This window comes from Anabaena sp. UHCC 0187, assembly GCF_009712035.1.
GTDB lineage: Bacteria > Cyanobacteriota > Cyanobacteriia > Cyanobacteriales > Nostocaceae > Dolichospermum.
In genome coordinates this window covers 127,008-139,225 of the sequence record NZ_VILB01000009.1, presented here as the reverse complement: position 1 = coordinate 139,225, position 12,218 = coordinate 127,008, and the positions used below count along the sequence as shown (strand labels likewise).

Genomic DNA, 12,218 nt, shown 5'->3' with positions numbered 1-12,218 from the left:
ATCAAAACTTTGTTTGGATATTCTATCAATTTCTGCTTGCATAAGTTTTTTTACCGTCATAAGTAATACTCCTGCTGGTAATTTATTATGTTATATCTGAACGATGTCCAGGATTTAAGGATTTTCAGGATGTTGTTGGATGATTTTTGGTGGTGAGTTGGTGATTTTTTTTGTCTGAATCAGGATTTCCAGGATTTAAGGATTTTCAGGATGTTATTGAGTGATTTTTGGTGGGAGTTGGTGATTTTTTTTGTCTGAATCAGGATACCCAGGATTTGAGGATTTTCAGGATGTTATTGGATGATTTTTGGTGGGGAGTTGGTGATTTTATTTGTCTGATTCAATTCTCAGATTTTTAAATTGAAAATTGATGATCACATATTAAATTAAATATTAAATAAATATTCAAAACATCACATTTAAAACTAACATCCTGTACATCCTTTAATCCTGGATATCCTGATTCAGACAATTGAGAGATTCAGATCCCCGACTTCTTTGATTAATCTTATCATTTACTAACATTAATTATCTCAGAAATCGGGGATCTTTGACCACAAAATAAAATCCTCTACATCCTTTAATCCTGGACATCCTGATTCAGACTTAATATTTTTCTGTAACCTTTAAATGTTACAGTTTACAAGTCTCGACGCGAGAGAAGACACCTCCCCTCACACCAACCCCAAACCAACACCCACCCCCACTTATGAAAAATGTATTGCGGGAGGTGGCCTTCTGGTGCTTTTTTGTCAAAAGTAATATCTCCGTAGTACAACCATTTGTGGTTGCCAAAGTGATAGCTATCTTTGTAATACTCAACAATTGCTTTTCTCCATCCTACCTTGTCGCCGAACTTATCCCAGATGCCTGAGTTATATTCTCTCGTTCCACCTAAACCTTTATAAATTCGTTTTTGCACAGAAAAACCAAATTTACCATCACTGTATTTTACCCACAACTGGTCAATAGTGCGGAGGTCTTCACAGGGAAAATTATCAATACTTTCAACATCTAACCAACCTTCCTTTTCCCGGTTCCCAACCGCTAACATTACCCGTTTTGTTTCCTCGTCTGCTTCTTTCCATTTCCCTGCTTTGAGTAAGTCACGCAGTTTCCTATAGTCCATTCCACAGGATGATTTTAGTCCCCCCTCCTCGCTTGCGGGGAGGGGGTTAGGGGGTGGGGTTCTTACCAAACCCAAATTTTCCCGAAAGTTCAAAACCGTCGGAGTCCGCTTTTCCGGTTCTATTTCCATACCCTGCAAAATAGCATCATTCACCCTCTGACTAATCCGAGAATTATAATGTTTTGGTGCGGGTAAAGGTTCATCATCATATTTGCGGTTTTGCGCGGGTACTGGACTAAATTCACCCTCTTTGTTGAGTCCATCAGCCGTAAGCAGATAATATAAAGTTGCAGCTAAAGCGTAAACATCGGTATGAGAACCAAAACTCCCTTTGCGACGATATTGTTCAATAGGTGCATAACCTTCTGTTAAAGCATTTGTCATGCTTTTAGTTGCAATACTGCGAGTTAAACCAAAATCAATTAAAACCGCTTCTCGTTTATTTTGGCGTAAAAGAATATTTTCAGGTTTAATATCTCGGTGTAAACTGCCTTTAGCGTGAATATATTCTAGAGCCTGACCAATTTGATCTATATATAATAGTGCTTCGCTTTCGGTAAGTTGTCCGTTTTGTCTAACATATTGAAATAAAGTTTCCCCATCAATATATTCCATCACCACGCCAAAAAGCTCACCTGATTGGATAACTTCATGGACTTTGAGAATATGCTGATGATCAAAACCTTTAATTGTCAAGGCTTCGTTAATAAACTTAACCTGTTGTTCTGCAAAATCCTCTCGCAATTGCATTTGCTGGTTAAGAGTTTTAATGGCGTATAATTTCCCCGTGCTGGGTTCTAAGGCTTTATAAGTAGTCCCAAAACCACCGCTACCCAAAGGTTTACCTTGAATAATAAATCTACCGTTATTAATTTCTTGTCCTGGTTGCCAAATAATCATACCCTTGTTAGTAGATACCGCAGAGATTAATTTAAATATATCATTGCTGATATCCCCTCGGATGTTTTAAAAGTATTGGGCGATTAGAAATCGCTACTACACAAGCAAAGTCCACCTGCGTGGACTAATATCTAACCCACGAAGGTGGGTTTTGTCTGTGTAGCCGCGATTTTCAATCGCCAAGGTAAGTAATAAATTAGACTTCCACTGGTTTGGCTTCCGGTAACAACCGCTTCACACCTTGCTTGACAAAAGCTTCCAAAACAGCCATTTTTTGATTTTGCTGGAATACAGTTTGCAAAACTTGACGCAGTTTATCGAGATTTAACGCACTTCCCGATTCTAAAGCAATTTCTTGCTGTTCAAAATATGCCACTAAACTTAAACCGGCTACTCTGGTGAGGTAAGCAGCACTAACTCCCTCTACCATTCCTCCAGCAACAAAGGTAGCAACATTAGTTTTCAGAATACCTGTTACAGCCCTAGTTGAAAGTTCCACTAAACCTAATTTCAACATCAAACTTCCCATAGTTCCAGCTACTTGTTGCGCTTGTTCTAAGGAAATTTTCTGCTGATAAATATTACCCAAATCTATCACCATTTGAGCAGTAATCGCCGCAGTTGCGAGAATATCCAACGCAGGTACGGGATTAGCAAAAGCCGCTGCCGCTGCAATCCATTGATATTGTTCTATAAAGGGTGTAGCTTGATCTCTTCTGACACCATTTAAACAATTTTTGGCTTCAGCTTTCAGTAATAATACTTTGCGATTTGTCGTATTACAAACTAGCTGTTCTCCTTGCTGTCCGACAACTGCTGCTAATTGTTGTGTCAATTGCTGGATATCTGGCGTTGGTTGTTCCATCCATTCTTGGAAAGAACCATCTTCTTCATGTTTCCGCACTTTCACAGCTACGGGAGAAGCCGCAGTCGCAACTACGTTTGCACCAATGCGCTGCTTTAATGATTGGAAAACTGTAGCGCGTTCATCAGGTTGGTATTGATCTTGTTTGTTGAAAACTAGCAAACTCGGTTGTTTTACGGCTTTTAGCTGTTGTAAAACCTGAAATTCTGAATCTGTTAAATCACCGTTTGTCAGAAATAAGACAAAATCAGATTTCTGCATTTCTGATAAAGTGACAACATCGGAATTTTCACCAGCTACGGAAAATAAAGGCGCTGTTTCCGCAAAATGCAAAGACATTCCCGGCAGAGTTGGGGCAGTTTTTAGAACTTCAATAACTGTACTTTTACCTACGAATTTACCACCAGTAACGGCCAGGGTAATTTCCTTTCTATCCAGTTCTAAGGGCAGTTTAGCGAGGTTTTCGCGGAGAATTGCTAGGTGAGGATGATTTGCTGCTTCTTGTGCCAGTTGATTAATTATTACTTCGGTTTGAGCGATCGCCTGATCCACAACCTTTCTATCCACAACTATATCATTTAGCTGTTCACCTAATTGGGGCTGATTTTTTTTCAATAACCACAAACCCCCACCCACAGCCAAAGCACTCAGGAATCCAAATTCTCCCACTTGCACTATTGAATCATGCCAACTGTCTAACATCCATAGGAAGAACGATAGTCCTAGTCCTCCCACTAAAATCGGTCGCTGTAACTTCACAATTGTGATTCTCCACGCGAGGAAAAAGCTTTTACCTCACTTTAGTCCAAAACCTGCTACTCGGATTGAGGTTGGTGAACAAACATCTTTTAATGTTGGAGAAGAGTAAGCAGCTAAAAGCATTGTATAAACAATACATCAATTTTTCTTGATTAATTTTTACATCTGATGATAAAGTAAATATTGACATATCAACTTTTCTTGAAATAATAAGTAGATAGGACAAGTAGTCTGCTCACTAATTATACAGGTGAAATCAGTGAATAAAATAGCAAGCAAATTAGTCTTAACCCTGGGAATGTTAGTCTTGACAACCAGTTGTACAACTACTTCCAATTCTACCGATAATGTTCAGCAACCAACTGAAGCGACAAAAGTTACTAACTCTACCACTGACACAATTATCAGAGTAGATGGTTCTAGTACCGTATATCCCATTACCCAGGCTGTAGTCAAAGCATATCAAGCTAACCCCGAAAATAAGAGTCAAGTACAAGTAAATATTTCCGGTACTAGCGGTGGGTTTGAAAAATTCTGTGCTGGTAAAACAGATATCAGTAATGCTTCTCGGCCAATTAACCAGTCAGAAATGGCAGCTTGTAAAAAAAATAGTGTCAGCTACATGGAATTACCAATAGCTTTTGATGCCCTAACTATCGCTGTTAATCCGCAAAACAACTGGGTAAAAGATATCACAATAGCTGAATTAAAGAAAATCTGGGAACCTGCGGCTGAGGGAAAAATTACAAAATGGAATCAAGTCCGCGCTTCTTGGCCAGACAGACCAATCAAATTATATGGTGCTGGTGATAAGTCTGGAACATTTGACTATTTTACCGAAGCAATTGTCGGTAAAGCCAAAGCCAGTCGCAAAGATTACACAGCCAGCGAAGATGATGAAGTCTTAGTTGCAGGTATAAATAAAGATCCTGATGCTTTGGGTTATTTTGGTTATGCTTACTACCAAGAAAACAAAGATAAGTTAAAAGTCCTAGCAGTTAATAACGGTAAAGGTGCTGTTTTACCATCACCAGAAACAGTAGAAAATGCCAAATATCAACCACTTTCTCGACCTCTATTTATATATGTGAATCTCTGGTCTAGTCAAAACAAAACTGTAGTTTATAAGTTTGCAGATTTCTACATTAAAAACGCAGCAAAAACAGCTAGTTCTGTCGGCTATGTGCCTTTATCAGAGGAAGCTTACAAACTTGATTATGTTCACTTATATAAAGGCAAAGTGGGAACAGTCTTTGCTGGTAAATCGGAGTTTGATCTTACACTTGGGCAATTATTACGCAAACAAAAGCAATTTTAGGAATTAATAAAAATCATGACCATTAGAGTAGGAATTAATGGATTTGGGCGCATGGGAAGGTTGTCCGTTCGTGCTGCTTGGGATTATCCAGAAATAGAATTTGTTCACATTAACGAAACCAAAGGTGGAACAGAAGCCGCAGCACATTTACTCAAATTTGATTCTGTACATGGGCGTTGGACACCAGAAGTAGAAGCTGTCAAAAACCAAGTTGTTATTGATGGTAAATCTCTCAGTTTTACTGAACATTCTCAACCAGGTGAAGTTCCTTGGGAAGATTTTGGGATTGATATAGTTTTGGAATGTTCTGGTAAGTTTAGAACACCCGCTACTCTTGATCCATATTTTAAAAGAGGTGTGCAGAAAGTAATTGTTGCTGCACCTGTAAAGGAAGAGGCTTTAAATATTGTCATGGGGGTAAATGATCACCTCTATGAATCTGACAAACATCATTTATTAACAGCAGCTTCTTGTACTACTAATTGTTTAGCCCCAGTCGTAAAAGTAATTCATGAAGGTTTAGGAATTAAACATGGAGTAATTACCACAATTCACGACAATACTAATACTCAAACTATTGTAGATGCACCTCATAAAGATTTGCGTCGGGCTAGGGCTACAAGTATGTCATTAATCCCCACTAGCACAGGTTCAGCTACAGCTATTGGGTTAATTTATCCAGAATTGAATGGTAAATTAAATGGTTTGGCTGTGCGTGTACCTTTGTTAAATGCTTCGCTTACAGATTGTGTTTTTGAAGTTGAACATTCGACAACAATAGCCGAAGTTAATGATTTATTGAAAACTGCATCTGCACAAGCACCATTAATAGGAATTTTAGGTTATGAAGAACGTCCTTTAGTTTCTATTGATTATAAAGATGATCCTCATTCTGCAATTATTGATGCCCTTTCGACAATGGTTGTCAATGAAACTCAAGTGAAAATCTTGGCGTGGTATGACAATGAATGGGGTTATGTTAACCGCATGGTGGAATTAGCGAGAAAGGTGGCTTTAAGTTTGCAGAAATAAGGTTTTTCAGGGGTGGGTTTTCTGTCCTACCCCATTAAGATTTTTTGCACGCAGAGGCGCAGAGACGGAGAGAGAATTTTAGTTTGTATTTACGATTTTGAATTTTTAATCATGGCTTCTACTACTGCTTCTAATTCTAATTTCAAGAATTATATTCTGGTGACACTGGCATATTGGGGCTTCACTTTGACTGATGGGGCTTTGAGAATGTTAGTGTTACTCTATTTTAATAAAATTGGTTATACACCTATCCAAATTGCCTCTCTGTTCCTGTTTTACGAGGTATTTGGAGTTGTTACAAACTTTCTTGGTGGTTGGATTGGTTCTCAGTTTGGTTTAAAGGTGACTCTTTACACTGGTATTGGGTTACAGGTTTTTTCTTTAGTCATGCTGTCTTTTCTCAATCCGGGGTGGGTGCAGTGGCTTTCAGTCCTTTATGTGATGGTTGCACAGGCTTTTTCGGGAATTGCTAAGGACTTAACCAAGATGAGTTCTAAAAGTGCTATTCGCTTGGTTGTGCCTCAAGATGCTCAATCTTCTTTGTTTAAATGGGTGGCGGTGCTAACAGGTTCTAAGAATGCTTTGAAAGGTGTTGGTTTCTTTATTGGTAGCGCCCTTCTCAGTTCTGTTGGCTTTATTAATTCTCTGTGGATTATGGCTGGGGGACTTTCTGTAATTATGTTTTCCGGGTTAATGCTGCCCAAAGGTATGGGTAAAATTAAGAAAAAGGTCAAATTTAGCCAACTTTTCTCTAAAAGCGCAGAAATCAATATTCTCTCGGCGGCGCGATTCTTTTTGTTTGGGTCTAGAGATGTATGGTTTGTTGTAGCTTTACCAGTGTTTTTACGGCAGACATTAGGCTGGTCTTTTTATCAGGTGGGGGGATTTTTGGCTTGTTGGGTGATTGGTTATGGGATTATTCAGTTTTTAGCACCGACACTCATGCAGCGTTTTGGTTCTGGCCGTCCACCCCAATCTCAAACTATTCGATTCTGGACATTTACATTAACGGCTGTTCCCGGTGCGATCGCTCTAGCATTACAATTAGGTTTACCTGCTAATATCGTAATTATTGCTGGACTTCTCGTTTTTGGTGTCGTATTTGCTTTCAATTCCGCTGTCCATTCCTATCTGGTTTTAGCATTTACTGATGATGATAAAGTTGCCTTAAATGTGGGTTTTTACTATATGGCAAATTCCGGTGGTCGTCTTGTAGGTACAGTGTTATCTGGTTTGGTTTATCAAATATTTGGATTGGTTGGTTGTCTGTGGACATCAATGTTTTTCGTATTAGCAGCAGGTTTGGTTTCTCTGAAGTTACCTAATCCTCAACCTAGTAAATCTATAGCTTGGAAAGCTGGAGACGGAGATTAATATTTGCGAGTCTAAAGAGATATCAAAAAACAGTTTTTTCGGTTATTTCTGCCAATAGGATTATAATTAAATTAAGTTCAATCTACCATTGATTTATTTTAATTTAATGAAAGTTACTGATTTAATTACCTGGTTTGAAGAATGGGCAAATCCCGCTTGGTGCGAAAGTTGGGATAATTGCGGTTGGCAAGTTGAACCAGGTATTTTGTCCACAGAAGCGCGGGTTTTAGTGTGTTTAACTCCAACTTTAGCAGTAATGGAAGAAGCGATCGCTCTCCATGCTAATCTAATTTTTGCCCACCACCCCCTCATTTTCTATCCCCCCAAATCTTTCCGCACTGGGGAAGCATTAACGGAAATGGTGCGGTTAGCTTTTACTCATAATATCGGAATTTATACCGCCCATACTAATTTTGACCAAGTGGCAAATGGTACTGCTGACGTTTTAGCGCAACTTCTTGAACTGCAAGAAGTATCACCCATTGTTCCTACCCAAGCAGGTTTAGGTTATGGGCGTGTAGGAATACTAAAACCTACTTTGACATTACAAGAGTTACTTAATAATATTCAAACTCAATTAAATCCGCCCCAGTTAATTTTTTCCCCCATAGCTGATTTACAACAGCAAATTTCACGGGTAGCTGTTTTAGGCGGTTCTGGTGCAGGTTATATTTCAGCGGTAGTCAAAACTAATGCCCAAGTTTACTTAACTTCTGACTGTAAATTTCATCAATTCCAAGAAAGCCGTGATCATGGTCTTATATTAATTGATGCCGGACATTATGCCACAGAACGCCCAGCCTGCGATCGCCTGGTACAGAAATTTCAAGCCCTTAACTTAGATTGGGTGCAATTGAGTCAGCAAGATGAAGATTTCCGGCAGTTTTTATCCTAACTTCGATCACTATAAACTACACGTACTGGATAATACTTAATTCATCATCAAAAATATATATTTTTGATGATATGGCATTTTGCTCATTGTCAATTATCAGTAAAAACTCGGACATAAATGAGTATTAACCCTATTTTTCGTGATATGGATCACTATATTTATGTAATGAGAATCACTAAGGATAGTTGGTTTGCATCAATGTATTTCAAGAGTAATTGTTCCACAATGAAAATAATCAATTGCTTCGTTGTCCCTAGTTATGATGATTCGCTCACTGGTTAAATCGGCTTTCCAAACTGGATGTCTTAGTGTTGAATCTGAGGGTCTAATTCACCAAGTGCTAAGAAATAGGTGTTATCAATCAACCGATTTGATAGCTCTTACGGCTCTTGATGATGGGATTCGCAGTGGTAAAATTAAACCCGAAGCCGCCGCTCATCGTCCATTGGAATTTGCTGCCCTCAGTCATTCTCGCTAAATATTGGGGATAAAACTTAGACAACCCCGTCAATGTCAACCTTCTATTTATTCCCTACTTTATTAAATCCTGGTGATTTTATGTATAAAAATGACATTGCAATATCTGAAAACCTATGTAAGCAGAATCTCTACATATAAATTTACATTTTGCTTAAGTAACGCCTTTGATATTTAAATGTTTATCTAAAAGAAGTATTCACGGTTAAGAAATACAAAATAATGCTATTATATATCTACAATCCAGGTTTTAGCAAAATGTGTTGTCAGGAATAGCTCACTTTCCTTTCCTTATGGGAACACCAAGTAAAAGAAAAATGTCTGTAGATGTTAATAGCTTGTATAGCCGTTCAACTAATGCGGTAAACTAAAACTTAAGACCCAAAATTTCACCTAACACTAATGACTAAAAATAAGTGGTAAAATTGAGTCACTAAACTTACTGGGTTCTCACCGGAAGATTTGCCTCTTAAAGGCTGATACTCCAGGCATGAAACCCAAATCTGACAGGTTTAACTACGTTGTATAAAAAGGCAGAAGCACTACATGCTACACCGCAAAATTTATCAACTTTGTTGCGACGGGCGGGAGGTATGTGTTTTTTTGCGGGATCAGCAACGCTGGATAGAGCGGGCCCGCATCATTGATATCGAGGGCGATTTAGTGACTTTACGCTATGAAACAGACGAAGAAGATGAAGTTTGTTCTTGGGAGGAGATGGTTCGTCTCGAAAGCATCGGATCTGTCACTCAAAAATTAGCTTCAGTATCACGCGGTAATTTAGAACCGCTGACCACTGATGACTGTCCAGAAGCAGAGCGTATTCATAACCCTTATACTGACCTAAATCCAGATTAGACGCTCCTAAATTAATTAAATTCACGTCAAGCGTTCAAAGGCAGGACAGTATCCGTCAAGGGTAACTTTGAAATTATATAAGGGGGCAGCGGAGTTCCAACACCGTTGCCCTCTTTGATGTCGGCAACTACCACAGCATTCAATATCACCAGAATTAGGGCGAAGGTTATTTTGGTTTAATAGTTCTCGTGGAGATAACCCCCGTAATACCAAATCCTCACCTTGCCAACGCGCTTCGATTAAACCTGTATCAGCAAATTGTCGCCAGCGGGGATCTGCCCTCACCGCATCCGGGAGAGTGATGGTAATAACAGTTCCCAACTCTGTCAACTCACCCCCATAATTAGTTTCGGGGGCAGCCGGTTGTAAAAATGTTTCCCCAATCGGTAATTCTACTAGAGTTCCTGCGGCTGGTGAATGGACATGATAGCGATTTTGTAACTCTTCTAAACAAGTCAAGTCCGCCAGATAACTAGGAGAACCATGGACAAAAATAACGTGCTGGGGTCGTAAATTATGAATTAGCTGGGTTGTTCCTGGTCCATCACTATGTTGCGCTAACAGATAACTTTCAACTTTTGTCGGTACTAAATATTCTTGATTAACGGGAATATCAATTTTTTCAGGTAAAAGAATTAACCAATTGCCTGTATTGAGTTGGCAGTATTTACGTAAATCTGCTGTGGAGTCCGTGAGAACAATACAAGGAGATGCCCCTAAAGTTGCCAGATTTTCTGGTTTTAATCGCCTGACACGAGGTTTTACCCGTTCATCCCAAAATAAAGGTTGATGACGGGCAAAATTCTGAACTGAAGCCGGAAGATGGGGTAAAAGTTCTAAATAGGCATCGCAACCAGTGGCTACAGCACCATCCACCCAAATATCTAAATCTCTACCTGTAAAGTGGTGATGGGAACGTAACAACATGAGTAATTCTTGACCTAAACCTAAAGCCGGAGTTGGTAAAATTACTGAATAGCTCTCATCTGTCCCACTGGCACTAATTGCACGATGAATCCTTTCGGCTAGTTGATTTTCTTGATGACGACGATGGGGATGACGGGATGTACCATAACTACCTTCAATTAATAGCACGTCTAAATTTAAACCCCGAAGTTCATCCAGTCGCAACCCTTCTACTAAACGAGAGTTGGATAGGAAAAAATCACCAGTATAAAGTAATTTATAATCACGCTTGGGGGTGTGGTAGGTGAGGAGAATCGCCACAGCACCGGGTAAATGACCTGCGGGAAATAATTCTACTATTAAATCTTCCCTGATTTCTATAGGCGATCGCAATGGTAAGGCCTGACAAAATGGGAGAATTCCTGGTAGTTCTTCTTCTGTCCAATTCAGCGGTAATAACTTCGTCGTTACCTCACTAGCATATATAGGCAACATAGGAAAAGCTTGATGCAGTGTTAATAAGCCTCTAGCATGATCTGGATGAGCATGACTAACCAAAACTAAATCCGCTGGCATAGGTGATGTCCCAGGTTGTGCCAATTTAGTCAAGTTCTGCGTTACAGGCAAAATATTTGTCAAGCCAAAATCTAACAGGATACGGTGTGGACCCATCCTGACGAGTAGACACACTCCCTCATCTTGATGCTGAACGCTATAGGGCAAGCACTCTAACTCATTAGCTGTTTCGACCGCATCAATTGATATATTATTCATCATTTATTCCTCCCCTCAATCAAACTATTGGCTGAGAAAGTTGGCTTTTAGCAATATTCCTCAGCAAAAGTTCAAAAAAGTTGGAAACCTAAGTTGTAACCCCTGTTAATGAGCAGAACCATTGCCATGATAGTCATCGGAATCATAAAAGCCATTTTTCGTACCAAAGAACAAGCACGAAACCGTAAATATAACAGTTAAACCCACTAAAATCAGTTTGACATCCATTGATTTTATCCCCTTGACTTCAGAATTTTTTATCCTAATAGTGTATTTTTGCATTTGGGCAAAATCACTAGAAATCTTGACCATGTTTGGGTTATTTGTAATAATAGCACGTTTACCCCCAGCATTACAGGGCAATATCCTCTCCACGTTCAGTAAAGCGGACATCTTTAATTTTCCACTGAGAATTACTAATTAATGTTTTGCGGACACTACTAAACAATGCAAACTGTTCACAACTAGACAGAGAAGATACTTGTCTTTTTGAATCTGGTGAGATACGGAGATCAACAATCGCAACACCATTTTTTACATTTACACGATAGCCAGACACGCTAAAATCTGCTGTGTTTTGTTCTTTGAATATTTTACCTATAGCCTCATTCATAGGTTCTTGGGCGGAAATATCAGCTTTTCTGGGAATTAATTCTTGACATTGATCATCACTTATGTATAGGGTAACGTTGGTAGTTTTCCCAGAGATAGCTTTAGTATTAGAATTATCGGTATATGGTTCAACTACGGGAGTGGGAGACTTCTGTAGTTTCTTTGGGGGACTGGGGTTAATTTTGCTAGTTGGTGTTGTTTCTGGAGTTGGGTTATTAGCGGTATTGTTAGAATCACAACTGCTAATAACAGTGCAGGATACAACTAAAAATAATGATAAAATAGCTTGTTTGTAATTATACATATAGTAATTCCGTTG

11 protein-coding genes are annotated in these 12,218 nt (G+C 39.1%); 6 read left to right on the top strand and 5 right to left on the bottom strand.

The annotated features are described in order from the left end of the window. Positions 1–640: 640 nt before the first annotated feature. Together FJR11_RS08310 and FJR11_RS08305 are read right to left on the bottom strand one after the other, a co-directional pair. Positions 641–2,029 carry a serine/threonine-protein kinase gene (locus tag FJR11_RS08310; RefSeq protein ID WP_254444715.1) on the bottom strand — a complete coding sequence of 463 codons (1,389 nt, stop codon included), beginning with the start codon at positions 2,027–2,029 and terminating at the stop codon, positions 641–643. Positions 2,030–2,225: 196 nt separating this feature from the next. Then, on the bottom strand, positions 2,226–3,596 hold the full coding sequence (locus FJR11_RS08305) for a DUF697 domain-containing protein (RefSeq protein WP_174762978.1): 1,371 nt from the start codon (positions 3,594–3,596) through the stop codon (positions 2,226–2,228). 316 nt (positions 3,597–3,912) lie between these two features. On the opposite strand from FJR11_RS08305, the gene FJR11_RS08300 reads away from it, so the two are divergent. The 6 genes from FJR11_RS08300 (at position 3,913) to FJR11_RS08275 (ending at position 9,607) form a co-directional block, all read left to right on the top strand. Further along, positions 3,913–4,971 carry a PstS family phosphate ABC transporter substrate-binding protein gene (locus tag FJR11_RS08300; RefSeq protein WP_168503234.1) on the top strand — a complete coding sequence of 353 codons (1,059 nt, stop codon included), beginning with the start codon at positions 3,913–3,915 and terminating at the stop codon, positions 4,969–4,971. A gap of 15 nt (positions 4,972–4,986) precedes the next feature. After that, positions 4,987–6,003, top strand: coding sequence for an ArsJ-associated glyceraldehyde-3-phosphate dehydrogenase (locus tag FJR11_RS08295; protein WP_168503233.1), 1,017 nt, complete (start codon positions 4,987–4,989; stop codon positions 6,001–6,003). A 111-nt stretch (positions 6,004–6,114) separates the two neighbouring features. Further along, the gene (gene arsJ / locus FJR11_RS08290) at positions 6,115–7,377 is read left to right on the top strand and encodes an organoarsenical effux MFS transporter ArsJ (protein ID WP_168503232.1); all 1,263 of its coding nucleotides are present in this window, start codon (positions 6,115–6,117) and stop codon (positions 7,375–7,377) included. A gap of 106 nt (positions 7,378–7,483) precedes the next feature. Next, positions 7,484–8,272, top strand: coding sequence for a Nif3-like dinuclear metal center hexameric protein (locus FJR11_RS08285; protein ID WP_168503231.1), 789 nt, complete (start codon positions 7,484–7,486; stop codon positions 8,270–8,272). Positions 8,273–8,534: 262 nt separating this feature from the next. Beyond that, the gene (locus FJR11_RS08280; protein ID WP_168503241.1) at positions 8,535–8,750 is read left to right on the top strand and encodes a hypothetical protein; all 216 of its coding nucleotides are present in this window, start codon (positions 8,535–8,537) and stop codon (positions 8,748–8,750) included. 545 nt (positions 8,751–9,295) lie between these two features. After that, entirely contained in the window at positions 9,296–9,607 is a 312-nt protein-coding gene (locus tag FJR11_RS08275; RefSeq protein ID WP_168503230.1) for a DUF6679 family protein, read from the top strand. 21 nt (positions 9,608–9,628) lie between these two features. Here the strand turns inward: FJR11_RS08275 and FJR11_RS08270 are convergent, their stop codons facing one another. The 3 genes from FJR11_RS08270 to FJR11_RS08260 all read right to left on the bottom strand — a co-directional run bounded on the left by FJR11_RS08270 (position 9,629) and on the right by FJR11_RS08260 (position 12,203). Next, entirely contained in the window at positions 9,629–11,290 is a 1,662-nt protein-coding gene (locus FJR11_RS08270) for an MBL fold metallo-hydrolase (RefSeq protein WP_168503229.1), read from the bottom strand. Between the two features lie 102 nt (positions 11,291–11,392). Further along, positions 11,393–11,599 carry a hypothetical protein gene (locus FJR11_RS08265; protein WP_168503137.1) on the bottom strand — a complete coding sequence of 69 codons (207 nt, stop codon included), beginning with the start codon at positions 11,597–11,599 and terminating at the stop codon, positions 11,393–11,395. Between the two features lie 40 nt (positions 11,600–11,639). Further along, complete coding sequence (locus FJR11_RS08260; protein ID WP_168503228.1) at positions 11,640–12,203, bottom strand: sporulation/spore germination protein; 564 nt, start codon at positions 12,201–12,203, stop codon at positions 11,640–11,642. Positions 12,204–12,218: the final 15 nt, after the last annotated feature.

Bases quoted from the DNA above. Each gene is read 5' to 3' on its own strand.
- FJR11_RS08280 (WP_168503241.1), top strand. From the start codon at position 8,535: ATGATTCGCTCACTGGTTAAATCGGCTTTCCAAACTGGATGTCTTAGT.
- FJR11_RS08310 (WP_254444715.1), bottom strand. From the start codon at position 2,029: ATGATTATTTGGCAACCAGGACAAGAAATTAATAACGGTAGATTTATT.
- FJR11_RS08265 (WP_168503137.1), bottom strand. From the start codon at position 11,599: ATGGTCAAGATTTCTAGTGATTTTGCCCAAATGCAAAAATACACTATT.
- arsJ (WP_168503232.1), top strand. From the start codon at position 6,115: ATGGCTTCTACTACTGCTTCTAATTCTAATTTCAAGAATTATATTCTG.
- FJR11_RS08295 (WP_168503233.1), top strand. From the start codon at position 4,987: ATGACCATTAGAGTAGGAATTAATGGATTTGGGCGCATGGGAAGGTTG.
- FJR11_RS08260 (WP_168503228.1), bottom strand. From the start codon at position 12,203: ATGTATAATTACAAACAAGCTATTTTATCATTATTTTTAGTTGTATCC.
- FJR11_RS08285 (WP_168503231.1), top strand. From the start codon at position 7,484: ATGAAAGTTACTGATTTAATTACCTGGTTTGAAGAATGGGCAAATCCC.
- FJR11_RS08305 (WP_174762978.1), bottom strand. From the start codon at position 3,596: ATGTTAGACAGTTGGCATGATTCAATAGTGCAAGTGGGAGAATTTGGA.
- FJR11_RS08275 (WP_168503230.1), top strand. From the start codon at position 9,296: ATGCTACACCGCAAAATTTATCAACTTTGTTGCGACGGGCGGGAGGTA.
- FJR11_RS08270 (WP_168503229.1), bottom strand. From the start codon at position 11,290: ATGATGAATAATATATCAATTGATGCGGTCGAAACAGCTAATGAGTTA.